27 protein-coding genes are annotated in these 25,932 nt (G+C 40.6%); 3 read left to right on the top strand and 24 right to left on the bottom strand.

What is annotated here, in order from left to right; all coding sequences use genetic code 11:
- Positions 1 to 4: 4 nt before the first annotated feature.
- The 7 genes from brnQ to thrC all read right to left on the bottom strand — a co-directional run bounded on the left by brnQ (position 5) and on the right by thrC (position 6,981).
- Positions 5 to 1,381 (bottom strand): branched-chain amino acid transport system II carrier protein, encoded by a 1,377-nt coding sequence (gene brnQ, locus M4974_RS03885; protein ID WP_248706179.1) that lies wholly within the window; start codon positions 1,379 to 1,381, stop codon positions 5 to 7.
- Positions 1,382 to 1,694: 313 nt separating this feature from the next.
- Positions 1,695 to 1,955: a hypothetical protein gene (locus tag M4974_RS03880; RefSeq protein ID WP_248706180.1), complete on the bottom strand. Its 261-nt coding sequence runs from the start codon at positions 1,953 to 1,955 to the stop codon at positions 1,695 to 1,697.
- Positions 1,956 to 1,957: 2 nt separating this feature from the next.
- The gene (locus M4974_RS03875; protein WP_248706181.1) at positions 1,958 to 2,311 is read right to left on the bottom strand and encodes a hypothetical protein; all 354 of its coding nucleotides are present in this window, start codon (positions 2,309 to 2,311) and stop codon (positions 1,958 to 1,960) included.
- Positions 2,304 to 3,632 (bottom strand): Y-family DNA polymerase, encoded by a 1,329-nt coding sequence (locus M4974_RS03870; protein ID WP_248706182.1) that lies wholly within the window; start codon positions 3,630 to 3,632, stop codon positions 2,304 to 2,306. The genes M4974_RS03875 and M4974_RS03870 overlap by 8 nt, the downstream gene beginning before the upstream one ends.
- A 71-nt stretch (positions 3,633 to 3,703) precedes the next feature.
- Complete coding sequence (locus M4974_RS03865; RefSeq protein WP_248706183.1) at positions 3,704 to 4,252, bottom strand: 5-formyltetrahydrofolate cyclo-ligase; 549 nt, start codon at positions 4,250 to 4,252, stop codon at positions 3,704 to 3,706.
- 5 nt (positions 4,253 to 4,257) lie between these two features.
- Positions 4,258 to 5,490, bottom strand: a complete 1,233-nt coding sequence (glyA, locus tag M4974_RS03860) for a serine hydroxymethyltransferase (RefSeq protein WP_248706184.1) — start codon at positions 5,488 to 5,490, stop codon at positions 4,258 to 4,260.
- A gap of 27 nt (positions 5,491 to 5,517) precedes the next feature.
- The gene (gene thrC / locus M4974_RS03855) at positions 5,518 to 6,981 is read right to left on the bottom strand and encodes a threonine synthase (protein WP_248706185.1); all 1,464 of its coding nucleotides are present in this window, start codon (positions 6,979 to 6,981) and stop codon (positions 5,518 to 5,520) included.
- 193 nt (positions 6,982 to 7,174) lie between these two features.
- On the opposite strand from thrC, the gene thrB reads away from it, so the two are divergent.
- Together thrB and M4974_RS03845 are read left to right on the top strand one after the other, a co-directional pair.
- Positions 7,175 to 8,056 carry a homoserine kinase gene (thrB, locus tag M4974_RS03850; protein WP_248715767.1) on the top strand — a complete coding sequence of 294 codons (882 nt, stop codon included), beginning with the start codon at positions 7,175 to 7,177 and terminating at the stop codon, positions 8,054 to 8,056.
- A 3-nt stretch (positions 8,057 to 8,059) separates the two neighbouring features.
- On the top strand, positions 8,060 to 9,409 hold the full coding sequence (locus M4974_RS03845; protein ID WP_248715766.1) for an aspartate kinase: 1,350 nt from the start codon (positions 8,060 to 8,062) through the stop codon (positions 9,407 to 9,409).
- A gap of 30 nt (positions 9,410 to 9,439) precedes the next feature.
- Here M4974_RS03845 and M4974_RS03840 read toward each other — a convergent pair whose 3' ends face one another.
- From M4974_RS03840 to M4974_RS03800, 9 genes are all read right to left on the bottom strand, one after another.
- Positions 9,440 to 10,402: an asparaginase gene (locus tag M4974_RS03840; RefSeq protein ID WP_248706188.1), complete on the bottom strand. Its 963-nt coding sequence runs from the start codon at positions 10,400 to 10,402 to the stop codon at positions 9,440 to 9,442.
- On the bottom strand, positions 10,399 to 11,187 hold the full coding sequence (gene recO / locus M4974_RS03835) for a DNA repair protein RecO (protein ID WP_248706189.1): 789 nt from the start codon (positions 11,185 to 11,187) through the stop codon (positions 10,399 to 10,401). The genes M4974_RS03840 and recO overlap by 4 nt, the downstream gene beginning before the upstream one ends.
- A 29-nt stretch (positions 11,188 to 11,216) precedes the next feature.
- Positions 11,217 to 12,128 carry a GTPase Era gene (gene era, locus M4974_RS03830; RefSeq protein ID WP_248706190.1) on the bottom strand — a complete coding sequence of 304 codons (912 nt, stop codon included), beginning with the start codon at positions 12,126 to 12,128 and terminating at the stop codon, positions 11,217 to 11,219.
- A 16-nt stretch (positions 12,129 to 12,144) separates the two neighbouring features.
- Positions 12,145 to 12,582: a diacylglycerol kinase family protein gene (locus M4974_RS03825; RefSeq protein ID WP_248706191.1), complete on the bottom strand. Its 438-nt coding sequence runs from the start codon at positions 12,580 to 12,582 to the stop codon at positions 12,145 to 12,147.
- A gap of 39 nt (positions 12,583 to 12,621) precedes the next feature.
- The gene (locus tag M4974_RS03820) at positions 12,622 to 13,029 is read right to left on the bottom strand and encodes a diacylglycerol kinase family protein (protein ID WP_248706192.1); all 408 of its coding nucleotides are present in this window, start codon (positions 13,027 to 13,029) and stop codon (positions 12,622 to 12,624) included.
- Entirely contained in the window at positions 13,013 to 13,495 is a 483-nt protein-coding gene (gene ybeY / locus M4974_RS03815) for an rRNA maturation RNase YbeY (protein ID WP_248706193.1), read from the bottom strand. Before ybeY ends, M4974_RS03820 begins: the two co-directional genes overlap by 17 nt.
- Positions 13,476 to 14,486, bottom strand: a complete 1,011-nt coding sequence (locus tag M4974_RS03810; RefSeq protein WP_248706194.1) for a PhoH family protein — start codon at positions 14,484 to 14,486, stop codon at positions 13,476 to 13,478. Before M4974_RS03810 ends, ybeY begins: the two co-directional genes overlap by 20 nt.
- Positions 14,487 to 14,617: 131 nt before the next feature.
- Positions 14,618 to 16,039 (bottom strand): pyruvate kinase, encoded by a 1,422-nt coding sequence (pyk, locus tag M4974_RS03805; RefSeq protein WP_248706195.1) that lies wholly within the window; start codon positions 16,037 to 16,039, stop codon positions 14,618 to 14,620.
- Between the two features lie 95 nt (positions 16,040 to 16,134).
- Positions 16,135 to 19,482: a DNA polymerase III subunit alpha gene (locus M4974_RS03800; protein ID WP_248706196.1), complete on the bottom strand. Its 3,348-nt coding sequence runs from the start codon at positions 19,480 to 19,482 to the stop codon at positions 16,135 to 16,137.
- Positions 19,483 to 19,602: 120 nt separating this feature from the next.
- Between M4974_RS03800 and M4974_RS03795 the strand changes: the two genes are divergently transcribed.
- Complete coding sequence (locus M4974_RS03795; RefSeq protein WP_248706197.1) at positions 19,603 to 19,800, top strand: YjzD family protein; 198 nt, start codon at positions 19,603 to 19,605, stop codon at positions 19,798 to 19,800.
- 41 nt (positions 19,801 to 19,841) lie between these two features.
- On the opposite strand, the gene pepT is transcribed toward M4974_RS03795, so the two are convergent.
- The 8 genes from pepT to M4974_RS03755 are packed head-to-tail and all read right to left on the bottom strand — an operon-like array spanning position 19,842 to position 25,924.
- Positions 19,842 to 21,074 carry a peptidase T gene (gene pepT, locus M4974_RS03790; protein WP_248706198.1) on the bottom strand — a complete coding sequence of 411 codons (1,233 nt, stop codon included), beginning with the start codon at positions 21,072 to 21,074 and terminating at the stop codon, positions 19,842 to 19,844.
- Between the two features lie 24 nt (positions 21,075 to 21,098).
- Positions 21,099 to 21,884, bottom strand: coding sequence for a Nif3-like dinuclear metal center hexameric protein (locus tag M4974_RS03785; RefSeq protein WP_248706199.1), 786 nt, complete (start codon positions 21,882 to 21,884; stop codon positions 21,099 to 21,101).
- Positions 21,884 to 22,579: a tRNA (adenine(22)-N(1))-methyltransferase gene (locus M4974_RS03780; RefSeq protein WP_248706200.1), complete on the bottom strand. Its 696-nt coding sequence runs from the start codon at positions 22,577 to 22,579 to the stop codon at positions 21,884 to 21,886. The genes M4974_RS03785 and M4974_RS03780 overlap by 1 nt, the downstream gene beginning before the upstream one ends.
- 40 nt (positions 22,580 to 22,619) lie before the next feature.
- Positions 22,620 to 23,390: a ribonuclease HII gene (locus M4974_RS03775; protein WP_248706201.1), complete on the bottom strand. Its 771-nt coding sequence runs from the start codon at positions 23,388 to 23,390 to the stop codon at positions 22,620 to 22,622.
- Positions 23,383 to 24,228, bottom strand: coding sequence for a ribosome biogenesis GTPase YlqF (ylqF, locus tag M4974_RS03770; protein ID WP_248706202.1), 846 nt, complete (start codon positions 24,226 to 24,228; stop codon positions 23,383 to 23,385). The genes M4974_RS03775 and ylqF overlap by 8 nt, the downstream gene beginning before the upstream one ends.
- Before the next feature lie 11 nt (positions 24,229 to 24,239).
- The gene (locus tag M4974_RS03765; RefSeq protein WP_089937392.1) at positions 24,240 to 24,467 is read right to left on the bottom strand and encodes a YozE family protein; all 228 of its coding nucleotides are present in this window, start codon (positions 24,465 to 24,467) and stop codon (positions 24,240 to 24,242) included.
- Positions 24,454 to 25,032: a YpmS family protein gene (locus tag M4974_RS03760; protein ID WP_248706203.1), complete on the bottom strand. Its 579-nt coding sequence runs from the start codon at positions 25,030 to 25,032 to the stop codon at positions 24,454 to 24,456. The genes M4974_RS03765 and M4974_RS03760 overlap by 14 nt, the downstream gene beginning before the upstream one ends.
- Before the next feature lie 40 nt (positions 25,033 to 25,072).
- Positions 25,073 to 25,924, bottom strand: a complete 852-nt coding sequence (locus M4974_RS03755) for a DegV family protein (RefSeq protein ID WP_248706204.1) — start codon at positions 25,922 to 25,924, stop codon at positions 25,073 to 25,075.
- Positions 25,925 to 25,932 lie beyond the last annotated feature (8 nt).

The raw sequence follows: 25,932 nt of genomic DNA, 5'->3' as shown, positions 1-25,932 counted from the left end.
TTTTTTAATCCAAAGCCTGATCTGCCATACCTTCTGAATCCTTTAGTAATTGAACTTGCTGAGCTCGTTGCCAAGTTATACCAACTAGTCCACCCAAAAGTGCTGGTAGTAGCCAACCAAATCCATCGGCAGCCAAAGGCAAGTACTGATGATAACTGGCAACTAATTCTGCAATTGGTTTCCATCCAGCAATTGGTGAGTTAGCAAAAGCATCCAAAAAAGCAGGTGGGGTTACAAACCCCATAACAACGCGATAAATAGTAGGAGATTGTTTAATCCAAGGACTAAGTAATGATAAGGCAATCAAAGCTAAGGCATAGGGATATAGCAACATTAAAACAGGAACAGTCCATTTTACAATATTAGTCAGACCTGCATTAGCCGTTACAAAGGACCCAAAGGCAATGACACGTAACCACCATAAGTAGCTCACCTTCGGGAAGACACGATTCAAATCTTGGGCAAAAGAAACAAACAATCCCATGGCGGTTGTGAAAACCGCCAAAGTTACTATAACACCTGTTATTAGGACACCAAAATTTCCCATATAATGAGTCACAATTTGACTAAATGCTGCCCCACCGTTTTCAGCGGGTTTAAACTGTCCGAGACTGGATACCCCCAACAAAACCAAGGCAACATAAAGCAAAGATTCCAAAACAATACTTAAAAATCCAGCTTTTGCTAATACTTTAGAAACAGCCTGCCCATGAAAACCCATACCACGAACAGCGTAGACAACTGACACAGCTAGCGCCAATAAAGCCAAACCATCCATCGTATTATAGCCATCTAAAATGCCCTGAAAACCAGCGTTTTGTTGATAAGTGACTGATACCGCTTGATTAAAATTTCCCATTGGCAATATTAAAGCTAAAACCAAAATAACACCCAAAACGATTAGAAATAGAGGATTTAAGTACTTACCCACCCATTTGGTTAAGCCTGCTTGTTTAACCGTTAAGAGGTAGGCTAACCCAAAGAATACAGCCGAAAATATTAGCATCATCCCCTGCTGATACTGCGGAGCTACAAAGGGACTAACCCCCATTGCAAATGCTGTAGCTGCTGTTCTGGGCGTGCCCGATAAGGGACCAATTGTAAAGTGAATGGCTACTAAGACCACCGTGCCAAACCATGGGGCGACGGGGGCAGCCAAATCATAAACACTTTTGCTATTAGTCATACTTACTGCTAGCATTGCTAAAAATGGCATTAGTGCGCCAGTCAGTAGAAATCCAAGGACAGCCAATAGCCAATTATGGCCTGCTAATTGTCCCAATTGAACCGGAAAAATTAAGTTTCCCGCTCCAAAAAACATCCCAAAGATTAAGGAAGTAACCAATAATAACTGCTTCCGGGTCAATTTTTGTTTTTCCATTTTACATTCCTCATAATTTCTGTTCGCTTTACTGTCTAATTATCAAAGCTGTTACAAAGCTAGAAATAAAGAAAGAGACCAGCTGCAAAATTTGCAGCTGGTCTCTTCTCTATACCATCAGCTGCCTACCACTAAGAATCATGATAGGCACCACAAAGTATCAGCACCTACCCTACGGGATAATAATGCTGATAATAATTTCTGTGTGGTTAGCTAGATAGTTATACATCTTGTGCCTCTTATATATTTGGTGCTTTTATTAAAACAAAATTAAAGAAAAATGTCAATTATAATTAGAGATTATTTTAAATCACTAATCAATCAAAACGTTCATCTGAGTCTCTTTTGTTAATTTCTGGGCAATTTGATCCAGATTTTGGACATAAACAAAAGGAATTGTACCGATTTGGCGGGAAATTGTCGCACGACCCAAACGATGCCACTCAAAAAAGACGTTAAGTTGCTGGCTATAACGCTGGTTAATAATGTGAATTTCATATATGGTATTTTGTTCACCATGACTTACTGGCTGAAGGCTACGTGCCAATTGATGGATTATTTGATCAATTGTCATATCTACCCCTCCACAATATTTAAAACTTCATCCCAATTCAAAGCTTGACCAGCGATTTGAATGGTTTGATCGGTCATTTCCTCAATCAAACCCGTCACCGGTGGTAAAAACTGTCCATCTAAATTTTGACTATTAATTTGGACCGTTACTAGTCGATGATTCGCCCATGCATGTTGGCTAAGCTGCATAATCATTGATAAATTCATCTCAGTAGAGTCAATCGTAGACTCTTGCTGGTGCTTTTTCATTTGCAGGGTATGATCAGATAGAAAAAAGCCATCCCACTTTACCTTGCCACGCTCACGATAATCGTTTTCAAAGTAGCTTTTAACCCGTAATAGCTGTTCCCTATTCATAAGCATTACCTCCGTTATGACCGCCAACTAAATTAGCTCGAGCAATTGCCGTTCCCCCTTCTGCTAGAGAAAGGCCCCGTAGTAAAGCCCCATTACCAAAACGCTGACGAATTTGATCAATCGTCGTATCCAAACGATTTTGATTAAGGTCATTCTCATAGCCTTGGAACAAATCCAATTGTTGATGAGATTGATCCTGTAAATCACTAAAAGAAACGCCAAGATAGCGCACTGACTGGCCTGTCCAAACTTTTCGCAACATTTGATTTAGAATACTCATTAAAATCTGGCTACTATTAGTCGGCCTAATAGTTAAGGACTGATGGATATTGTGGCGCCGATCGTGCCGATTATAAAATTTAACGCCCTGGTTAGCCGCCCCCAAGTAAATATTTACCCGGCCAGTGACCAATTTTTGCGCCCGAATGCGACTGGCAACTTGATCAGCCATCTCTTGTAAGACAATCTGTACCTCACTTAATTGGTGATAATCGTATGGTAAAACTTGCGAATTACTGTAAGAACGATGATGCCTCACCACTGCCTCTGTTAACTCAGAACGATCAATACCCCAGGCAGTAGCATACAATTGTTCCCCCATCAGTCCCATTTGCTCTCGTAGTTGATAAGGATCCATAGCAGCCACATCCCCCATTGATTGAATGCCCCAAGTCTGTAATTTTTTGGCCGTTTGATGGCCAATGCCCCATACCTTACCTAGATCTTGAATCGGCCATAATCGACTAGAAACATCTTCATAGTGCCATTGGGCTAATAAATGGGGTGCTGATTTAGCATCTAGATCTAAAGCTAACTTCGCTAATACCGGACTATCCCCAATCCCAACTGATAAATAAACACCTGTTTTCTGGAGGACTTCGGTTTGAATTCGACGAGCCACGGCCGCCGGGCTATCTCCAAAAAGATGCCAAAACTCGGTCATATCTAAAATAACTTCATCGATAGAATACGGCAACATATGATCATCATCGACATACTGCCGATATATATCGTTAATTACTAAATTCTTTTGAATATACAGATTCATACGGGGCTCAGCTTTAATCAGGCCCGGTACATCTGGCACATCTTTTTGGCGGGTTACATTACTAATACCCAATCGTTTTTTAGCCATGGGTGAAGCTGCCAAAACTAAACCACCGCTTTGATTTTCTTGATGTGACATGACTACTAGCAAAGCCCGTAGAGGATTAAGCATCCGTTCAACACATTCTACGCTGGCATAAAAACTTTTAGAATCAATCAAAAAAATAACGCGACGTTTTTCGTGCGCATATACCGCCTGAAATTTATTAACCATGATACGTACCCCCATGACCTTTTCATTATACGAACAAATGTTCGTATAAGCAAGTTAAAAAACCACTGTTTTTAGCAGTGGTCATTAAAAAGAATCGTCATGATTCTTTGATCATATTTATCTTGCGGTAAATCCGGTACAATTTGGCAACTTAAAGCTAAGGCTACAGTCGGTCCCGCATAATTGACTAGAAAGCGGTCATAGTAACCAGCCCCAAATCCTAATCGTTTACCGGTTTTGGTAAATGCCAGACCGGGGGTAATGACTAAGTCAATGGTCTCAGACTGAACAATGCTTACATCACAGGGTTCTAAAATACCCAAAGGCCCTACTTGATAACTAGTCTGTGGCGTAATTTCCACAAAAGCCATCTGCTGGTTCTTGATTTGAGGAACAACTACCTGCTTGTTAGCCTGCCAAGCCGCTTTAATTAAGGGTTGGGTATCTAGTTCAAAGGGCAAACTAAGCGTCAAAGCCACTCGCTTAGCTGTTTTCCAGCTTGCCATTTGTAACAGCAGCTGTCGCAATGCCCTTTCTTCTTGACTGCGATTGACTCCTTGATAACTTTTTAAGCTTTTTTTTTGCTTTACGCGCCAGTCTTTTTTATTCAATTGAACCATCGTAATTAAGCAAAGCGGTGACCCATGGACAAGGTTTCAACCTCTTGTTTAATGGCTTTGAGTGCTTGGGAATCATCGTGTTGATGGATGGCTTGTTCAATAAGATGAGCTACTTGTTGGGCATCTTGTTCGTTAAAGCCTCGAGTGGTAATGGCTGGGGTTCCAATTCGAATACCGGAAGTCACAAAGGGACTCAACTGTTCATTTGGCAAAGCTTCCTTATTAGTTGTAATTGAAACCGAATCCAACAATTCTTGCGTCTGCTTACCGTTTAGACCAGTCTGCGTCAAATCCAAATTAAAGAGATGATTATCAGTCCCACCAGTTACCACACGAATATTAGCACTAGCACTAAAGACATCAGCCATAGCTTGGGCGTTGTTAATTACTTGCTGGGCATAGTCTTTGAAACTTGGTTGCAAAGCTTCCCCAAAAGCCACAGCCTTAGCAGCAATCACATGCTCCAAAGGTCCCCCTTGCGAACCTGGGAAAATAGCTGAATTAAGCTGCTTGGCATATTTTTCTTGTGACAAAATAATACCACCACGCGGTCCCCGTAATGTTTTATGCGTTGTCGAAGTCACAACATCAGCAATGCCAACGGGATTAGGATGCAACCCAGCCGCAACTAAACCGGCAATATGGGCCATGTCAACCATCAAGTATGCACCAACTTCATCGGCAATGTCACGGAACTTTTGGAAATCAATAATCCGTGAATAGGCCGAAGCACCGGCGACAATCATTTGTGGCTTAACTTGGCGGGCAATTCGAGCAATGTCATCGTAGTCTAGCCGTTCACTATCAGAATCAACCCCATACGTATGGGATTCATAGATTTTCCCAGAAAAACTGACTTTAGCACCATGGGTTAAATGTCCCCCGGCATCTAAATCCATCCCTAAAATTTTATCTCCAGGCTTTAAAAAGGCCATATAAGCCGCGGCATTGGCTTGGGAGCCAGAATGAGGTTGAACGTTAGCATATTCAGCGCCAAATAAAGCCTTTAGGCGATCAATAGCCACTTGTTCAATCACATCGACGTATTCAGTCCCACCATAATAGCGCTTATAGGGATAACCCTCAGCATATTTATTGGTCAAAACTGAACCTTGAGCCGCTCGAACGCCCTGTGAGGCAAAGTTTTCCGAAGCAATTAATTCAATATTACGGTTTTGACGAGCAGCTTCTTGTTGAATGGCACTCCATACTAGTGGATCTTGATCTTGATATGACATTATTCACCTCGTTATTTTTAGTGTGGGTTAGAAGAGTAATTGATCAATGGTGGTCTGAATTTGATCGGGCTGAATCACCTGCTTATGCAAAATTGGTTGATCAAATAGGGTTTGAATCTGGGCAGGAATTTTTGAGTTGGTACAAGTTGCTAAGGCTACTAATCCAGATTGTCCACCAACTACTGGTTGATCCAGCGCAGTTAAAACTGCCTGTGGAAACTTGTAAGGACTAGCTGTTGCGGCTAGTAAGGTTGGTCGTTTTAAATCACTGTGTTGGTCGATAACAAAGCGCCCCACTGCTGTATGCGGATCTAACAGATAGCCATCTTGTTGGAAAGTGCTGTGAATCGTAGCTTTAATTTGTTCTTCATTGGCATAACCGGCCTTAAAATGATTCAAATTAGCTTGGGTAGTAGCTTTAAGCTGATAAAAACCATTTTCATCCAAAGCTTGCATATACTCAGCAACTTCCTGACTATTTTGCCCACTAGCAAAATAAATCAATCGTTCTAAATTACTAGAAACCAAAATATCCATCGCCGGGGCACTAGTAACCTTGAAGTGACGCCGTCGATCATAACAACCGGTATTAAAGAAGTCCGTTAAGACATTGTTTTCATTTGAAGCAACAGTAAACTCATTAACGGGCAAACCAATTTGACTAGCATAATAGGCAGCTAAGATATTTCCAAAATTACCAGTTGGAACGGCAATATCAACCATCTGGCCGGCCTGAATTTGTCCTTGTTTCACTAATTGAGCATAAGCATAAATATAATAAACAATTTGTGGAATCAACCGACCAATATTAATCGAGTTAGCTGATGAAAAGCGTAGCTGATGTTGGGCCAAACGCTCCTGTAGCTCTTTTTGCCCTAAGAGAGATTTAACTGCCCGCTGGGCATCATCAAAGTTACCGGTAATAGCCGTTACATGGGCATTAGTAGCTGACTCTGTTTGCATTTGTTGCCTTTGAATATCACTAACACCAATTTCAGGATAAAAGACCAATATTTCAGTTTGGTCAACATTCCCAAAACCACTCATAGCAGCCGTTCCGGTATCACCCGAAGTCGCTGTTAGAATCACGATTTTATCATGATTGCCTTGCTTGGCAGCGGCAGTCGTCAATAGATGGGGTAAGGCTTGTAAGGCAACATCTTTAAAGGCCAAAGTTGGTCCATGGAAAAGTTCCATATAATGGAGGTTTCCGACTTGATGTAGATTGACAATATTACTACTATCCCACTGCGCTCCATAAGCCGCTTGAACGACTGACTGAATCTCCATCGGGGTGAAATCATCTAGAAAAGCAGCCAAAATCAATTCCGCAATTTCTTGATAGGACTGGTTGGCAAGCGCTCGCCATTCCAGACTAATTTGAGGCCATTGTTCCGGCACATATAGCCCTCCATCCGGTGCAATGCCAGCTAAGATAGCCTGACTGGCACTGACAGCTGGGGCTTGCCCACGAGTTGATACATAGCGCATTAGCATTTCTCCTTTTCAAGTCCTACAGGGTTAAGTCTAATTATAACAAAGTATTTTGTTTTTATGAGGGATGTGATAGAGTTAAAAATTAATGAGTATACCATAAATAAATTTTTTATTTATATTTACTAGTGCTCTTTATTAAAGTAAAAACAAATATCAATTAAATTTATGAAAAAGTGAGGATATAAACTTGCAATTTACCATTCAAGTACCAGCTAGTAGTGCTAATTTAGGACCTGGTTTTGACTCATTAGGCCTAGCTGTTAGTCGTTATCTAAGAGTCCAAGTCTTGGAGCCCACCTCTAAATGGGTGGTGGATCATCCTTTCGGCGATAGCGTTCCTCATAATCACAATAATTTAATTGTCCAAATTGCTCAAAAACTAGCCCTTAACTTACCAGCCCACCATTTAATAGTCAGTTCAGATATTCCGCTAGCACGTGGTTTAGGTTCTTCTTCATCGGCCATCTTAGCCGGTATTGCTTTAGCTAATGAGTTAGGTCAGTTAGCACTCAGTCCATCTGACATGCTATTAGTTGCTACCCAGCTAGAAGGGCATCCAGACAATGTTGCACCGGCCCTTTTAGGCGGCGGCGTAGCGGCGTATTATGACCAAAAAAATGTCTACCAAGCACCTTTAACATTCCCCGAAGATTTCAAATTGGTCACCTTTATTCCCAACTACCCTTTAAAAACTGCGGATGCTCGAGCCGCTTTAGCTACCGAATTAGCACTACCACAAGCCGTAGCCGCTAGTGCCGTCGCTAATGTTATGATTGCCAGCTGGCAGGCCGGTAATATCGAGCAAGCCCGGCGCCTAATGGAAGCCGATGAGTTTCATGAACAAGCGCGAGCTGATTTAGTCCCCCATTTAGCCAAAATTCGCCAAATAGCACATGCACTAGGTATTTATGGTACTTATCTTTCTGGAGCTGGTCCGACAACGGTGACCCTAACAACCGGCCAGCAGGCACAAGCGTTAATCACAAGACTACAAGCATTAGATTTACCAGGTGAAATTGTGGCCTTAGAGCCCGATTTTAACGGTCTGGTAATCCAACCTAAGGAGTAAATCATGAAAGTTGCCAAATTTGGTGGTTCATCCCTAGCCGATGGTCCCCAATTAAAACGAGTATTTGAAATTGTATCAGCTGACCCTCAGCGCCAGATTATCGTCGTTTCGGCCCCCGGCAAGCGACAAGAAGACGACACTAAGGTTACAGATCTACTAATTGAGTATGCCCGAGCCGTTATTACTGATCGTGATTATCGTGATATCGTCCAACAAATTAAAAGTCGTTACCACGAAATCGGTAAATATTTTGAACTAACTGAGATTGATTTAACCGATATTGACCAACAAATTGACCATTTAGCGCAAAAACACTATCGCTCTTTTGACTATCTGTTCGCGGCTTTTTGTGCCCACGGTGAATACCTCAATGCACAGTTAATTGCGAAAGCTTTTACGCATCAAGGTCTACCAGCCCGTTTCGTTGATCCTAAAACACTTGGATTTTTAGTTGATGACCACCCTCGTAATGCCACCCTACTAGAAGATTCATACCAGACCATGGCTGAATTTGAACTAGCAGTCGGGGAACGTTTAATTGTTCCTGGATTTTTTGGCTATACCACCAATGGTGATATGGCCACTTTTTCCCGAGGAGGTTCTGATATTACTGGGGCTATCATGGCTCGCGCCTTCCAAGCTGATCTTTATGAAAACTTCACGGATGTTAGCGCCATATACGCGGCTAACCCTAAATTAGTTGATCATCCCCAAGCCATTGCTCAAATGACCTATGATGAAATGCGAGAACTTTCTTATGCTGGTTTTGCTGTTTTTCATGATGAGGCAATTATTCCAGCCATTCAAGGCCAAATTCCGATTAATATTAAAAATACTAACCGACCAGATGATCCCGGTACCATGATATTACCGCGGCAGGCTATTCAAAATACACGGCCAGTGACTGGTATTGCTAATTCCAATCGCTTTGCTGCCATTTATTTACACCGCTATCTCTTAAACAAAGACTTTACCCGGCAAATTTTAGAAATCTTGAGCCAGTATGGCCTTTCCTATGAACATATGCCTTCTGGAATTGATGATTTAACAATTATTCTTGATAAATCGCTAACTAATCAAGAACAGATTGACCATGTACTGGCCGCCATTCAAGAACAAATTCAGCCAGATGAACTAAAATGGATTCCCAATTATGGCATTATTATGATTGTCGGGGAAGGAATGCGAAATCGTGTTGGTGCCATGACTGATATCGTCACCCCATTGAAGGAAGCTGGCATCAGTTTACAAATGGTCAACCAAGGAGCCAGCGAAATTTCCATTATGCTGGGTATTCAACCCGAACTTGCCGCAGAAGCCGTTCAAGCAATCTATCACAATTTATTTCAGTAAAAAAGCGCGAGTCTCGACGGACTCGCGCTTTTAAAATTCCTGTAAATATTTATTTAGTTCTTGTGGACTAAGATTATTTTCCAAACCAATCAACAATTTCAATCGAGCTTTTTGCCCATTAACACTAGAAGCAAAAATCGCTCCCGCCCGTTCTAATTGAACACCACCACCTAAGTAATCGTAGACGGGTTCAGCAATGCCCTTGAAACTACGGGAAACAATCACGACTGGAATATTACGTGATAGTAAATAGCCCACTCCCCGAGCTGCATTTTCTCCTAAATTACCAGCGCCCAACGCTTCAATGATAATGCCGTCAACATTAGTAGCCGCCAGTAATTCTAATAATTTTCCGTCCATACCAGCGTAGGCTTTAATGACTGGGATATCCTTATTCACCATACTAATCGGATAAATAGTATGGGCTGGTAGTTCATATAAATAAATAATCCGACGCTTAGTAATAATTCCCATCACACCACTAATCGGTGAAGCAAAAGTTGCCACATTAGTCGTATGCGTCTTGGTGACAAACCGAGCAGCATGGATTTCATCATTCATTACTACCATGACCCCTCGGTTAGCCGACTGATCATCAATAGCCACTCGAATGGCTGACTGATAATTATATAACCCATCCGCACCAAGTTCATTTGATGATCGCATGGCGCCCGTCATCACAATTGGAAAATCAACATTTAACGTACTATCTAAGAAAAAAGACGTTTCCTCCAGCGTGTCCGTACCATGAGTGACCACCACTCCATCAAAATCATTACCAGCAGCTAAAATCCGTTGTTGAATTTGTAGCATATGAATGGGACCAATATGCTCACTAGGAATATTAAAAATATTTTCAACTTGAAGCTTGACTTCTGGTAATTCAATTTGTACGGCATTCAGTGGATTAATTTCATCTGGTTGGACATCACCAGTGGCATCAGCGTGCATGGCAATCGTACCGCCCGTATGTAGTACCAAAATCTTTTTCATTGTTGTTTCCTTTGCTGTGCTAATTTTTGTGCTGCTACCTGCCAAGTAGCCATTTGCTGAATAAAATGTTTTTCCCTCGGAACCAGACCAACTTGCTTTTCATAGATATAATCAATCACCCGCTGTAAGCTTCTTTTAGTCCCCGGAGAGATCTTAATGGCATGAACTTTAGCTAGGTTGATTTGGCTAAACTGACGTAAATAATAGATAGTTTTCTGATCCAAATGTAGCCGGTTATCATCTAAATTAAAGTGATTTTGACCGATAATTCCATTATATTTTTCAGAATAATCAAAAACCCCCGTTATCTGACCATCCAAGGGATCAGCCCGCCAGTTGGGTTCGACTCCCAAGGGCGTTAATAACTTAATTTCAAAAATATTAGCTATAGTTTGCGGATCTAAACCATCATTAAGTTTTTCTAAGGCTACTGTTAATTCTTGATACCAATCTGGCAATGGTATACCTTCTTCAAAACTGGCATCAATTAACTTAACGATTAGGGCCACATAGGCACTAATCCCGATGTCTTCGGTAATGTGACGATAAGAAGTACTACCCTGAACACTGTTAATAAAGCCTAATCCTTGATTATTTTTTGGTAATTGACCATCAAAAGTAAATTTTGTGTAGGGTTGGGTAGCAGCCGCTAAAGAGGAGTTATTTTTTTTAGCCCCACGTGCAAAAAAAGTCCGCAAACCAGCCTTTTCAGTTAGCATGCGCACCAATAGGTCCCGTTCTTTGTATGGACGAGTATATAAAATAATCCCTTGAATAATTGCCATTTAGCCTACTCCACCTCTAGGCTGTCAGATTAATAGTCCTCTGGTCGATATCCCATAGATTGCAATGCTTGAGGTCGATCACGCCAACGTGGCTCAACCTTAACCCATGTTTCCAAAAAGACCTTACTACCTAATAATCGTTCAATATCTTTACGAGCTCGAATACCAATCTGTTTGATCATCTGACCCTGTTTACCAATCACAATATTCTTTTGGGTCGGCCGCTCAACAATAATAGAAGCTTGAATGTGAACTTTATCGCCCTCTTCTTGTTCAATTTGATCAATCACCACAGCAACAGAATGTGGTACTTCCTGCTGAGTCAACTGCAATACCTTTTCACGAATTAATTCACTAATAATAAACCGTTCGGGATGATCCGTTAACTGATCGGAATCAAAGTATTGTGGTCCTTCTTCTAGCTGATCAATGACTCCCTCTAATAATTCAGGAACATTATCGCCTTCGGTGGCTGAAATTGGAAAGACTTCAGCCCATTGCGGTGCATCCTCTTGATAAGAATTAATTACTTCAAATAACTGATCTTTTGGAAGCAAATCAATCTTATTAATAATCAGGTAAATCGGTGTTGATTTCACTTCTTTTAAGCGCTCAATAATAAAATTATCACCACGACCACGCTCTTTACTAGCATCAACCACAAACCAAATGGCATCAGCTTCATGCAAAGCTGAAAACGCTGATTTCACCATAAAATCCCCTAAAGAATTTTGCGGCTTATGAACGCCCGGTGTATCAATGAAAACAACCTGAGCGTCATCAGTCGTGTAGATTCCTTGAATTTTGTTACGCGTTGTTTGTGCTTTATCAGACATAATGGCAATTTTTTCACCAACAATCCGATTTAAAAGGGTTGATTTTCCTACATTAGGACGACCGATAATCGCCACAAAACCAGACTTAAAACCTTCTTTAACCATACAATTTACCTTTCAATTAATACAACAAAGTAGCGACTAACTGGGTACTCCAACCTAATTGATGCCAGATATGAGGTTGGAAAATAAAAGCAACGACAATCAAGCCCATGAACATCGCCAAATCGACAATCCCACCACCCACATCTTTAGCTAAACCAGCAATCGGATGATATTTCTTCTCAACAATCAAATCGACAATTAATTCAATTGCTGTATTTAAAAATTCACAATAAAAAACCCAAAAAATAACGATAATCAGCCAAATCCACTCTGAACGAGAAAGGCCAAGGTAAATGCCAGCTAAAATAAAGACCGTGGCACAAAATAAATGTAAACGCATTGCCCGTTCATTTTTAATAACCGAACCAATTCCGTGTAGCGCGGTCTTTAACGCTCGCCCAAAATTAATATTACGAGATACGCGGGGATCCCCGTTAGTCTCTTTGGATGCCATACTCTTGCATACTCCTTTATAATTCAACTTTTCTTATTTTTAGTGCCAAAGCAAACGATATACATACGGTTCAAAAATGATTAATAGAATAATCATTTCAACACCTACTGCAGCTAGAACTAACCCAGCGGCCAAATCTTTGGCTAAACCGGCTAAAACATGGTAACGGCGACCAACTATCAAGTCGACAATCGATTCAACAATCGTATTTAAAAATTCACTATAAATAACCAGAAAAACCCCAATCGTAACCCAAAGCCAATCCGATCGCCGTAAACCACAGTAAAGTCCAGCCAATAAAATCATAAAGGCCGAAATAATATGAATCCGCATATTACGTTCCCGTAATACCACTACCAAAATACCATGCAAGGCATTTTTTAAAGCCATAGCAAAATTACGATTACGGGTAACTTGCGGTTGTTTGTCTTTATCTTCTGAGACCATAGCTATCCAAAATATTCCTTTGTAGATCAAACATTTCCTTTTCTTCGGCATCCCCTAACATGTGGTCATAACCATTGAGATGCAAGAAACCATGGACAACTAAAAAGCCTAATTCTCTTTCAAAACTATGTCCTAAATACTCAGCCTGTTGCGCAATAATATCAACTGAAACTAGAATATCCCCAATATTTTTAGCTAAATCTTCACCCATTTCTTCATCAGGAAGCAAGGGAAAATCATCGTCATCATCTTCAATCGCAAAACTAATCACGTCCGTGGGCTTATCAATATTTCGGTATTCTCGATTATAACGATGAATTTCCTCGTTATTCATAAAGGTCACTGACATCTCAGTATTATCAGGTAATTTCATGTATTGTCCCGCATATTCCAAGACACATTTTACTAAATCACGATGGTACTGGCTTACACCAGGCTGACTTTGATCAATTATGGCTAAGTCCATCTCGAGTTTGCTCCTTCTTCAATTCAGCTAATCGGTTATCAGCCGCTTCATATGCATTGACAATTTGACCAACGACAGGATGCCGTACAACATCAGCACTACTAAAATTAATAAAACTAATATGATCTATATTTTTTAGAATTCTTTGAGCCGCAATCAAGCCCGACTTAGCCCCACGCGGTAAATCAATTTGTGAAATATCTCCATTCACAATCATTTTCGAACTAAATCCTAATCGTGTTAAGAACATTTTCATTTGTTGATTAGTCGTATTTTGGGCTTCATCAAGGATAATAAAGGCATCATCCAGAGTCCGACCACGCATGTAGGCCAGCGGCGCAATCTCAATTACACCCCGTTCCACTAATCGTTGGGTATGTTCACTACCAATTAAGATATTCATGGCATCGTAGATGGGACGCATATAGGGGTCGACTTTTTCTTTTAAGTCTCCCGGCAAAAATCCCAACGATTCACCAGCCTCAACCGCTGGTCGCGTAATAATAATTCGCTCGACTTCTCCCCGTCTTAAAGCGGTAATTGCCATCACAACGGCCAAAAAAGTTTTTCCAGTTCCAGCTGGACCAATGCCAAAAGTTACATCATTTTTTTGAATCGACTGAACATATTGTCGTTGACCAAAATTTTTAACTCGAACTGAGCGTCCCTTTTGATCTCGAATTAACACCTCAGTATAAAGGTCACCAAAATATTCTAAGGTTCCTCTTTGGGCCATATTAGTGGCACTAGCAATATCAGCTTGACTAATATTAATTTGACGCTTAATTAAAGTAACTAAAGCATCCACTACCTGATAGGCCAATTGCACGTCGCTTGCTTCTCCTTCAATGGCGAGCATATTTCCCCGACTAAGTAATCGAACCGGCAAAGCTTCCTCAATTAACTTTAAAAAGGCGTCGTTTGTCCCTGATAATTTGGTTTGCTGTTCAATATTTTCAAAGGTGAAGTTCTTACTTGTTTGTTCTGCCAAAAATAGTTACCTCGAATAAATTCATACTCTACCAATTTTAACACAAACCCCGCCAATGTCTTGCTGAGTCTTGGATAATTCTAAAAAATATGTATAAAAAAACCGGCTATTCACCGGTTTTTAAAAATCAATTAAATTGTTTGTACTGACAACATGTTAGTTGTACCAGACTGGTTCATTGGTACACCAGCGACAACCACAATCTTGTCACCACTTTGAACAAGTCCTTGTTCCTTAGCAGCACGCTTTGACAATTCAAGCATTTCATCAATTGTTTCAGGAGCATCGTAGACAACTGGCACAACACCATAGTTTAAAGTTAAACCACGTTGTACGCGTTCTGAGTACGTCACTGCCAAAATATTAGCAGTTGGGCGGAACTTAGAAACGATACGTGCCGAATATCCTGACTTAGTTGAAACAACAATCAACTTAGCATTTACATCTTGAGCGATGTGGGCAACTGAAGCAGCAACAGACTCAGTTGCATCCTCATCATCAAAGTGTAGCAACTGGTGACGGCCATCAACACGTAAAGCAGTCTCAGCCTTTTCATCAATAGCAGCCATAGTAGCTACGGCTTCCACTGGGTAATCACCATTAGCTGATTCCCCTGACAACATTGTTGCATCAGTACCATCAAAGACAGCGTTGGCAACGTCGGAAACTTCGGCACGTGTAGGACGTGGGTTTTCTTCCATTGAGTCCAACATTTGAGTAGCAGTGATAACTGGCAAACCACGCTCGTTCATCTTACGAATCATTTCCTTTTGAATCAAAGGAACGTTTTGAGCAGGAATTTCAACACCCATGTCACCACGAGGAACCATCAAACCATCAGAAACATCTAAGATAGCATCAAGATTATCGATACCTTCTTGTGACTCAATCTTAGGAATGATTTGTACATGTTCCATGTGCTTTTCTTTTAGCAAAGCACGGATGTCCAAAATATCTTCCGGCTTACGAACAAATGAAGCCGCAATATAGTTGATTTCATGATCCAAACCAAAACGGATATCATCAGCATCCTTGTCAGTAATACCAGGCAAGTTGATTGAAACACCTGGGGCATTAACACCCTTACGTGAACCCAAAATACCATGGTTTTCAACACGAACAACTAATTCCTTGTTTGCGTCATCTTTTTCAGTAACAGTTGTAGCTAGCAAACCATCATCAAACAATACTTGGCCGCCAACCTTAACATCATCGTAAAGACCTGGATAAGTAACCGCAATCTTTTCCTTAGTTCCCTGCAAGCTGTCGTCCATTGAGATACGGAGAACATCTCCAGTATTAAACTCAATCTTACCATCAGCTTGGACAGTAGTACGAATCTCGGCTCCCTTAGTATCTAACAAACGACCAACAGTCTTACCGGTAATCTTTTCAGCTTCGGCAACTGCGTTCATACGACCCAAGTGTTCTTCGTGATCACCATGGGAGAAATTGAAACGGAACACATTGGCACCGGCTTCAATTAACTTAACAATTGTATCCACATCAGTTGATGAAGGACCAAGCGTTGAGACGATTTTCGTCTTTTTCATGGGTAAATAGCTCCTTTGATATCTAGGTTACTTGCTCTTGCAAGCACTTCCTTGTTCCATTGTAAACATTTCACGAAGAATCTACAAGATAGAATTTAGTCTTTTTTTTGAAAAACAACGTTATCTTTTCCTAAAAGCCCGATTAGATTACGCTTTACTGCCGCTTGGCTAGTTAACCAATAAGTTTGATTTAATGCTTGTTTCTGATTAGATTGGGCCCAATAGAGTACAACCGGACAATCGCCGTGATACTTTTTGAGCAATTGAGATAATTGTCCCTGAATTTTTGACTCTTCATGAGCTGCATCAATGCGCAAAAACCAGGTGCCCTGTTCTAACACTGTCGGCTTAGCCTGTTTAGCTGGATAGGTCAATTGATTGGCGACCAAAACAATATCTTGACGTTCTTGACTTTTACCCGTAACCTGCACCACTTGCGCAACTTTAAGCCGATCAGCTAACCGTCCGTACAGCTGTGGAAATAAGGTTACACTGATATTACCGGTTTGATCACTTAGCGTTAAAAAGGCCATATTCTGCCCTTTTTTAGTACGAATTGTTTTGATTTGATCAATTAAGCCAATCACTTGTACGGTTTGATTGGGTTGGGTAATTTGATTAATACTAGGTATTTTTTGATCCGTAATCACCCCCTGATAGGCATCAAGTGGATGTCCTGATAGATTAAGACCAATTACGGCCTTTTCTTGATTTAACTTCTCTAACAAGGGTAAATCTGGCATCCGCCGAATTTTAGTTTCTTGTAAGATTAAATCGCCAAAATCCGCCCCAGCCACCAAATCCGGTAAATTGGCCAATAATTCGGCACGATTATACCCAAAATTATCTAAGGCGCCAGCATAAACTAATTGATTAAAAGTTTCTAATTTACGTAATTTTTCTGGTAAACGGCGGATAAAGGACTGCACCGTTTGAAAGCTACCGTGCTCCTCCCGTTCAGCTAACAGACTGACAATGAAATCCGAACGCAATCCACGAACAGCGTGCAAGCCCATGCGTAGACCCGAAGCCGAACAAGTCCAAAAACGCTGTGACGAATTAACATTTGGTCCCTGAACTTGAACTCCAGCCCTTTTAGCCTCTAAAATATATTGCCTAATTTTTTCGGTATTATTTAAATTAGCGTTCAATAAGGCCGTGTAGAAAGTTAAGGGATAGTGAGCCTTTAAATAGGCTAGTTCAAAAGCTAACTTCGTATAGGCTACAGCATGAGAACGGTTAAAACCATAGTTAGCAAATTCGTCAATGTAGGAAAATATTTTTTCGGCTTCAGTTTGAGGATGTCCTTTTTGCACAGCCCCTTTAATAAAGAGCGCCTTCATGCTCTCCATTTGTGCTAACTTCTTCTTCGACATAGCACTACGTAAAACATCGGCTTGCCCCAAAGTAAAACCTGCATATGCTTCAGCAACACGCATTACCTGCTCTTGATAAATAATAATGCCAAAAGTTGGTGCTAAAATATCGGTCAAATTATCATCTAAAATTTGAATTTTTTCGCGACCATGTCGCCGTTCAATAAAGGATTGAATATTTTGACTAGGACCAGGGCGATAAAGGGCATTGACGGCTACTACCTGTTCAAAATTTTTAGGTGCTAGCTGGCGTAAGACATTTCGAATCCCCCGTGATTCAAATTGAAAAATACCGCTTGTATCACCGGCAACGAATAAGGCCAAAGTTTGCGGATCATTTAAAGGAATTTTTTTAATATCAAAATTATCGGGTAGATTAGGCCTAGCCAAATCTAAGGCCTGACTTAAAATAGTTAAATTAGTTAATCCTAAAATATCAATTTTTAATAGACCAAGTTGTTCAACTGGCCCTTTTTCAAACTGGGTTAAAAGTCGACTATCACTACCCAACTGGACCGGAAGGGTTTCCACCAGCGGTCGATCACTTAACACAACTCCGGCCGCATGGGTTGAATAATTACGAGGCAGCCCCTCTAATTGCTGAGCGGTCTTGAACAGTAGGGCTCCATTATCAATTTCCTCAATTCGAGCTTTTAACTGCGGCTCACTTTGCCAAGCTTCCAAGAGCGAAACTTTCCGACCATTTTTACCCGGCGGAATGGCGCCTGACAATTGGCTTAATTGACGAGTATTTAAATCAAAAACCCGACCGGTATCACGTAAAGCTTGTTTAGCAGCTAGAGTGCCAAAAGTAATAATTTGCGCAAAATTGCGTTGACCGTATTTCTCGTGCAAATAAATTAAAACTTCTTCACGACGATTATCCGGCCAATCGATATCAATATCTGGCATTTGAGCTCGTTCTGGGTTTAAAAATCGTTCAAATAGTAAATCAAAGGCCAGCGGATCAACATCGGTAATTGCCAGGCAGTAGGCCACCAAGGACCCGGCAGCCGATCCTCGACCTGGTCCGGTTTGAATACTATGCGTGTGCGCAAAATTTAAAATATCCCAAACAATTAAAAAATAATCACTAAAACCTAATTGTTCAATAACCGCTAACTCATGATCCAGCCGTTTTTGATACAAGTCTGGGCTAATATCTTGATTAGAATTTGCTAACTTCTCAGCCAAACCCTGCTGTGCTAATTGACGTAAATAACTACCACTATCCAATCCAGCTGGACTTTGGAACTTCGGTAAACTAGTTGCTTGAAAATTCAAGTTCACTTGGGCCTGATCAATTAAACGTTCATTATTCGCATAAGCAGTTTGCAAAATTGCACTCGCCTGATAGGACTGCTCAACCTCCTTTAGGGGTAACAAAATATTTTGGCCACCTTGTCGAGCCAAAAAAGATAAATTATCCAGTTTACTGTTACTAGCGATGGCTCGTAAAACCTCTTGGCTAAAAGCATCCTGGGCTTGTAAATAATCAATCTGATCTAAAGCAATTACCGATATCGCATATTCATGGGCAAAGTCAGCCAGTTGCTCTTGCGTATGAGCAGCCATACGTGGATTTAGCCCCAGATATAATTGATTTGGATTTACCAATTCTACTAACTTCTGCCAATACTGATCTAAATGGCTATCACCTGCTAAAATTAACTGGACTAACTCACTATTGGGTGGCAAAGTTATAGCGATTCCTTCAAGGTGTTGAGCAATTTTACTAAGGGGTAATTGTTGATCAGTTGCTGTCATTTTAGCCGAAGAAAGCCACATCAAGTTCTGATAGCCTTTATCAGTCACAGCAGTCAATAAAATTGGAAATAATGTTGCCGTATTAATTAGGCCATTAACCTGTAAGGTTAAACCAAAAATTGGTTTAATGCCTATTTTCTGAGCCTTTTGATAAAGTTCAACCGCGCCATATAAAACATTCCAATCAGCTAAAGTAACCGCCTGATATCCTTGTTGATGAGCTTGGATTAGGATTTGGTCAATCGTATTTGGATTTTTTAACAAACTATAACTTGAAAATATTTGTAAGGGTGCGTACATTGTCCCTCCTACTGTGCCCTATTTGGCTTCATTATACCGTAATCGCCCCCAATATTTGTATCACCATTGCGGAATTATAAAAAAAGCGTATCATGATTGATAGCAAAGGGGTGAATGATGATGAAATATTTAACAGTCGCTTTTTGGGCCGCAATTTTTGGTGAAATTGTTGGTTACATCGTGTCACAAATGACATCAGCTAACTATGATCCTGTCGTAGTGGCAGTGATTGCTGTTGTTGTTGGCGAGCTAGCCATTATCGCTATTCCAGCGGTTTCTGGTTCAGCAATACCTAAGAAAAGTAAAGCAAAGAATTAAATTAAAAAGGCATGTCACTTCCAGTGGCATGTCTTTTTTAATTAGCGGGCTAACTCAATAATTTTTAAAATCACATCCGTAGCCGCTTCCATCACCTCTAAGGAAACATATTCAAAACGTCCGTGCATGTTTTCCCCACCGGCAAATAAGTTTGGCGTTGGTAATCCTAAGAAAGAAATCTTTGAACCATCTGTTCCCCCACGGATTGGTTCGATGATTGGCTTAATCGCTAAGGCTTGCATGGCTTTTTCCGCTAGCTCAACTGGTGCCATATTTTCTTTAAGAATGTCACCCATGTTGTAATACTGATCTTGAATTGTTAAGGTTAATCGGTCTTGACCAAATTTCGCATTAAAGTCGTCAGCGATAGTTATCAGTTGATCTTTACGAGCCTCAAATTTTTGACGATCATGATCCCGAATAATATAAGTTAGGTTAGCTTCATCAGGTGTACCACTCATTTCAATCAAATGCCAAAAACCTTCACGACCACTAGTTTCTTCGGGCCGGTCATGAACTGGTAACTGTGCATGAAAATCCATGGCCACTTGATTAGCATTAATCATGGCGCCCTTAGCAGTTCCTGGATGAACATTTTGTCCTTGAATGTGTAGTTTGGCAGAGGCAGCATTAAAAGTTTCCCACTCTAATTCTCCCAACGGACCACCGTCAACGGTGTAGGCAAAATCAGCCCCAAAGGCCTTTGTATCAAAATGATCAGCCCCAGTACCAATCTCTTCGTCTGGTCCAAAAGCTAATGCCACTGGTCCATGCTGAATATCAGGATGGTTAATTAAATACTCAATCGCGGTAATAATTTCAGCCACACCAGCTTTATCATCAGCGCCTAAGAGCGTTGTCCCATCCGTAGTGATTAGGGTGTGCCCTTGATACTTATTTAGAGAGGGAAAAACGGCAGGATATAATTGATAAGCTGTCTCTCCTAATGGAATACTACTCTGCCCATCATAATTTTCAATAATTTGCGGTTGAATATTTTCACTGTTAAAGTCAGCTGTATCAACATGGGCAATGAAACCAATATTAGGTACCTTTTCTAATCCTGGACTAGCTGGCAACTTAGCAAAAACATAACCGTCTGACATGGTTTGAATATTTGATAAACCAATCGTTGCCAATTCTTGGGATAAATTCTTTAAAAAGGCCACTTCTTTGTCAGATGAGGGTCGCTTTAAAGCATCTTCATCAGAGCGTGTATCAACTCGTACATAATTTAAAAATCGCTCAGATAATGCTGAATATTTGTTAGTCATATTATTCCCCTCACTTAAAAATCACTAAATATAACGATATGGGTCAGTATTAACCTGACTAGCATAAACTCCTAAATCAGGCTGCCACTCACGTATCAAAGTTGCCATTGGTTCCTTAGCCAAAGCCTCCATATGGTGATCTGGATCAATTACCACAAAGTCATTAGCCAAAATATCATGTCCAACATGGTAATAAAGATCAGCTGTAATATAAGCATCAGCTCCTAATGCTTGGGCATTGGACCAATAACGGCCACCATCACCCGCTAAGATGGCAACTGTATGTAATCGACGATCTAAATCATTTGTAATCACACGTACTTCAGCTACTTGACAAGCTTGTTTAACCTTTTGAGCTAATTGGCTAACCGTAAGATTTTCTTTTAAAGTACCAATTCGTCCTAGACCACTTTTCCCGTCTGGATTAGGCAATAATGGTTGTAAGTTTTCTAAACCAAAAATATTCCCCAACCAATCATTCATCCCTCCAGCAGTAGCATCTAAATTAGTATGACTGGCATAAACAACAATGTTATGACGTAGTAAATCCGCATACATTTTATTTTGGGGATTACTTAAATCCAAGTTACGGGCTGGGAAAAACATCGCTTCATGATGAGCCCAAATAAAGTCAACCTTTTGTTCAACTGCCTCTTGAACAGTTTCTGGTCGCACATCCAAAGTGGTCATCACCTTATGAATTTCTTGTTGAGGATCACCAATTTGCAAACCGACTGGGTCACCCTTTTCTGCTAGATCTTTAGGGGCAAAAGCCTCAATTTGTTGAATTAATGTTTGTGCCTTAACCATTATCTAAGCACCTCTTGGATCTTCTTTTTCTGAGCCTGCCATTCTTTATAAGTGACGCTATCTCCCTTTTGAGCAACCACTAAGCGGTCTAAAATGAGATTAATACGCTGTAGTTCCGCCGACCACTTAGCCGAAAAGACTGGGCCTGCTTGTCGTCGTAAAAAAGGGCCAAATTGTAAATCAAAGATACCCAATTCCTGAAAACCAGGCTGGGCCACAATAATTTCATAAAAATGCTTCCCCTCTTGGATTATTTTTTCAGCTTTCACTTGATACTGGTGGGCGATAAGCCAACTGCGTACAGCAGCCTCTTCAGTATTGGGTTGTAAAACCAAAGTTGGGAATTGTCTTTGATTATTCTTTTGCCAATCACGATCTAAAATATCCCGAATCAACAGACCACCCATACCAGCAATAACCACGGCATTGATTTGATCACTAGTTTGTACTGCATCTAATCCATTGGCCAAACGGGCAATCAATTGTCCCTGTAAATTTTGTTGGATAATTTCACTTTGAACATTAGCCAAAGGGCCCACAGCTACTTCGCCAGCTAAAGCATATTTAATCTGACGACTAACCAATAGGTGGGCTGGTAAATAAGCATGATCAGAGCCAATATCGGCTAGATAAGCCCCCTCAGGGACATAGTTCGCCACTGCTTCTAAACGCGGTGAAAGATGAACAGGATTCATAGAATAGTCCTTCCTATCGTGAAATTTATGCTGAATGATTTCATGGTACAGTAATCCAGTCTTTAATCGGTGCAAAGGTGCGTCGATGAATGGGACAAATCCCCTGTTGCTTAATTGCTGCCAAATGTTCTGCCGTTCCGTAACCAGCATTATGCTCAAAGCCATAACCGGGATATTTCTTGGCATAATCAGCCATTAACCTATCACGGCTAACCTTAGCAATGATACTAGCTGCTGCAATTGAGTTACTGCGAGCATCTCCTTTAATTAATGATTCTTGTACCAACGGACTATCAATCTGCATGGCATCAATTAATAATGCTTGAGGCTGGGGATTAAGTTGCTGCACTGCTAGTAACATCGCCTGACGACTAGCCTGATAAATATTCACTTGATCAATAACATCTGCGTCAATTTTAGCAATACCAACGGCTAAAGCCTGCTGACGAATTTTTTGATCTAATTCAAGTCGCTGATGAGCCGATAATTGTTTAGAGTCAATCACATCAATTAGATTAAAATCCGGTTTTAAAATGACAGCTGCCGCCATAACCGGACCGGCTAAAGGACCCCGGCCGACCTCATCTATGCCAGCAATATTGGTATAGCCATTTTCCCAATAACCTTGTTCAATATCAAAACGATGACGGAAATGCTCAATCTTTGCTTGTAATTTAATTTGCTGTCGTTGATAGCGCTCAATTAATTGGCGCACCCCTTTACGAGGGTCTTGCGCCCATAATTCAAGTCGAGCATCATTAGCCTGAATATCAGTTAGAGCAGTTTTAATATCGGCAATTGTTTCAGTCATGGTACATATCCAAAGTGTAGCGACCCAACTTCCCCTTACGCAAGTCATTTAACAAGCGCTCACTGGCTTTATCATAATCATCTTTAAAGCCTAGTTTTTCGGTAATGGTCAGCAAGACTTCTACATCACTAAGACCCTCTAAATCTGAATTCAAATGGTAGCGTTGCACTAATTCTTCCAAATGGTACTGTCGATAAAACTGGATTAAATACAAAGCTGCATCATCCTTAGAAAACAAGGTGTCTTTGACAGCCCCAGACACTGCTAGCTTCATTCCCACTGTTTGATCCTCAAATTTAGGCCAGAGCACCCCTGGAGAATCCAATAATTCCAATTTAGTCGGCGTTTTTAACCAGGCGATTTTTTTAGTGACACCCGGTTTATTGGCCGTTGGCGCCACATTTTTCATCACTAAATGGTTCAATAAAGTTGATTTACCGACATTAGGGATACCAGAAAGCATCGCTCGAATTGGTTGATCATAAATCCCCTTAGCAAGTTGATCTTCCCGCTGCTGACTAAGTGCCTGGCGAGCAGCCTTAGTAACTGTTTGGGGGGTTTTAGGATCACGACTGTCTAAAACAAGCACTTGGTGTCCGGCTTGACGAAAATGCTGCGCCCATAATTTAGTCTGGATAGGATCAGCTAAATCGGCCTTAGTCATAATTAATAATCGCGGTTTTTGGCCGATTAATTTCTCCAGTTCTGGATTACGTGAACTAGCTGGTAAGCGAGCATCAATTAATTCAAAAACAATATCAACTAAAGATAAGTTTTCACGCATTAATCGCATGGCTTTGGCCATATGCCCAGGGAACCATTGAATAATTTGAGCCATATTATTCCTTCCTAGCGGGCAGCTTGAAAATGCTGCCAAGCTTCATCAAAGGTGGTCATACTCATTAAATATGAACTATCCTCCTCTAAATAATGTGATATTTCTTCAAAATCAACACTTTGCTTAGGGAAAGTCGAATCCAAAAAAGCGTTATTAGCAAATTGTTGAATTTCATCAGCAGCGACAGGATTACGGTTAGTCATCAACCAATCATAAAAACTACGATTACTTTTTGCCATTTACTACTTCACCCACAAATTGGAACTGTCCTTGATTCAAATCAATTTTAGTTGCTTTAAATCGCATATTTTGGTTCTGGGTTGCCTTATTCAAATCAATAATAATCTTTTCTTGATTAGGCTGGAATTGGACATAACTGGGTCCATTATACATTTGTTTGATATAGCCCATTGCTACATTAACTGGTAGGGAAATCTGTCCCAAAGAAATAGATTGGGCTTTTAAAACAATATTACCATCGCTAGTTGCTTCAGGCATCATCGCCATTTTGGCATCAATACTTTGTCCCAAAATGTTTAATTTACCGGACAAAACAACATTGCTTTGATTAGCAACAAAAGTAAAATCACCATTACCAGAATCCTGGAGATAACTGCTAGCTAACGCATTAACTTGATCCCGATCTAAATTAATATCAAACGTTGCCGCAGTATTTTTACTAGGTTGACTCAAACTAACTTTGGACGGTGAAAACGCCAAATAAGCTGAATAACAACCACCAGCAACCAAACTTACAATTAATAACCAAAATAGCCAAAACCAAAGTACTGATCTTCTTTTCATAATTTACTTCCTTTTTTAGCTCAACTTAGTATTGGACAAGTTAGCGGGCACGATACAAAATAGCCAAAGCGCCTAAGCCTGTGTGGGTTGAAACAATTGGGGTCGTAGTTGAAATCAAAATGTTGATATCCGGCCAAATTTGATTCAAGCGATTAGCCAAGGCTTGAGCTTCTTCCGCTACCCCAGCATGTGAAATACCAATTTCTAGCATTTCAGTGTAGCCCTTCATTTTCTCAATTACTTCGTCATTAAACTTAGTAATCGTCTTCATGCCACGGCCCTTGAGCATAACATCTACTTTTCCTTGAGCATCAACAAAAGCACCGACTTTAATATTTAATAGATTACCAATTAATCCCTGAGTCTTACTTAGTCGCCCACCAGCAACCATATTGGTCAATGATCGAAAACTCAAGTAGATCTTTGATTCACTTCTGGCAGTGGACGCAGTAGCTATTACTGTGTCCATATCTTCCCCAGCTTTGGCAGCCTTAGCAGCTGCCAAAACAACAAAACCTTCACTGCGATCGGCTAATAGTGTATCAAAAGTAGTTACATCAGCCTTAGTAAGTGAACCAGCTTGTTGAGCAGCGCCAACCGTCCCAGAAAGTCCCGATGATAGATGTAAACTCAAAATTTTAGCTTCAGGCTGATCCTGATAAATTTTGTCATACGTCTCTTTAAAAGCGCCAATTGAAGGCTGCGAGGTTTGTGGTAAAGTACTGCTTTGAGCCATTTTCTCCAAAAATTCTTCTGGATGAATCGTAACGCCATCTTCATAGACGGTGCCATCAATTTGAACCGTTAATGGCACAATATGGACATCATATTCTTTTATTTCTTCTGCCGTTAATCGAGCCGCTGAATCAGTTACAATTACTACTTTTGCCATATTTTATA

It is taken from the genome of Convivina praedatoris (genome assembly GCF_933208495.1).
Classification (GTDB): domain Bacteria; phylum Bacillota; class Bacilli; order Lactobacillales; family Lactobacillaceae; genus Convivina; species Convivina praedatoris.
This window is presented reverse-complemented; position numbering and strand designations above follow the sequence as displayed.

Coding starts and splice junctions, on each gene's coding strand:
- brnQ (WP_248706179.1), bottom strand. CDS start 1,381: ATGGAAAAACAAAAATTGACCCGGAAGCAGTTATTATTGGTTACTTCC.
- M4974_RS03880 (WP_248706180.1), bottom strand. CDS start 1,955: ATGACAATTGATCAAATAATCCATCAATTGGCACGTAGCCTTCAGCCA.
- M4974_RS03875 (WP_248706181.1), bottom strand. CDS start 2,311: ATGAATAGGGAACAGCTATTACGGGTTAAAAGCTACTTTGAAAACGAT.
- M4974_RS03870 (WP_248706182.1), bottom strand. CDS start 3,632: ATGGTTAATAAATTTCAGGCGGTATATGCGCACGAAAAACGTCGCGTT.
- M4974_RS03865 (WP_248706183.1), bottom strand. CDS start 4,252: ATGGTTCAATTGAATAAAAAAGACTGGCGCGTAAAGCAAAAAAAAAGC.
- glyA (WP_248706184.1), bottom strand. CDS start 5,490: ATGTCATATCAAGATCAAGATCCACTAGTATGGAGTGCCATTCAACAA.
- thrC (WP_248706185.1), bottom strand. CDS start 6,981: ATGCGCTATGTATCAACTCGTGGGCAAGCCCCAGCTGTCAGTGCCAGT.
- M4974_RS03845 (WP_248715766.1), top strand. CDS start 8,060: ATGAAAGTTGCCAAATTTGGTGGTTCATCCCTAGCCGATGGTCCCCAA.
- M4974_RS03840 (WP_248706188.1), bottom strand. CDS start 10,402: ATGAAAAAGATTTTGGTACTACATACGGGCGGTACGATTGCCATGCAC.
- recO (WP_248706189.1), bottom strand. CDS start 11,187: ATGGCAATTATTCAAGGGATTATTTTATATACTCGTCCATACAAAGAA.
- era (WP_248706190.1), bottom strand. CDS start 12,128: ATGGTTAAAGAAGGTTTTAAGTCTGGTTTTGTGGCGATTATCGGTCGT.
- M4974_RS03825 (WP_248706191.1), bottom strand. CDS start 12,582: ATGGCATCCAAAGAGACTAACGGGGATCCCCGCGTATCTCGTAATATT.
- M4974_RS03820 (WP_248706192.1), bottom strand. CDS start 13,029: ATGGTCTCAGAAGATAAAGACAAACAACCGCAAGTTACCCGTAATCGT.
- ybeY (WP_248706193.1), bottom strand. CDS start 13,495: ATGGACTTAGCCATAATTGATCAAAGTCAGCCTGGTGTAAGCCAGTAC.
- pyk (WP_248706195.1), bottom strand. CDS start 16,039: ATGAAAAAGACGAAAATCGTCTCAACGCTTGGTCCTTCATCAACTGAT.
- M4974_RS03800 (WP_248706196.1), bottom strand. CDS start 19,482: ATGTACGCACCCTTACAAATATTTTCAAGTTATAGTTTGTTAAAAAAT.
- M4974_RS03795 (WP_248706197.1), top strand. CDS start 19,603: ATGAAATATTTAACAGTCGCTTTTTGGGCCGCAATTTTTGGTGAAATT.
- pepT (WP_248706198.1), bottom strand. CDS start 21,074: ATGACTAACAAATATTCAGCATTATCTGAGCGATTTTTAAATTATGTA.
- M4974_RS03785 (WP_248706199.1), bottom strand. CDS start 21,884: ATGGTTAAGGCACAAACATTAATTCAACAAATTGAGGCTTTTGCCCCT.
- M4974_RS03780 (WP_248706200.1), bottom strand. CDS start 22,579: ATGAATCCTGTTCATCTTTCACCGCGTTTAGAAGCAGTGGCGAACTAT.
- M4974_RS03775 (WP_248706201.1), bottom strand. CDS start 23,390: ATGACTGAAACAATTGCCGATATTAAAACTGCTCTAACTGATATTCAG.
- ylqF (WP_248706202.1), bottom strand. CDS start 24,228: ATGGCTCAAATTATTCAATGGTTCCCTGGGCATATGGCCAAAGCCATG.
- M4974_RS03765 (WP_089937392.1), bottom strand. CDS start 24,467: ATGGCAAAAAGTAATCGTAGTTTTTATGATTGGTTGATGACTAACCGT.
- M4974_RS03760 (WP_248706203.1), bottom strand. CDS start 25,032: ATGAAAAGAAGATCAGTACTTTGGTTTTGGCTATTTTGGTTATTAATT.
- M4974_RS03755 (WP_248706204.1), bottom strand. CDS start 25,924: ATGGCAAAAGTAGTAATTGTAACTGATTCAGCGGCTCGATTAACGGCA.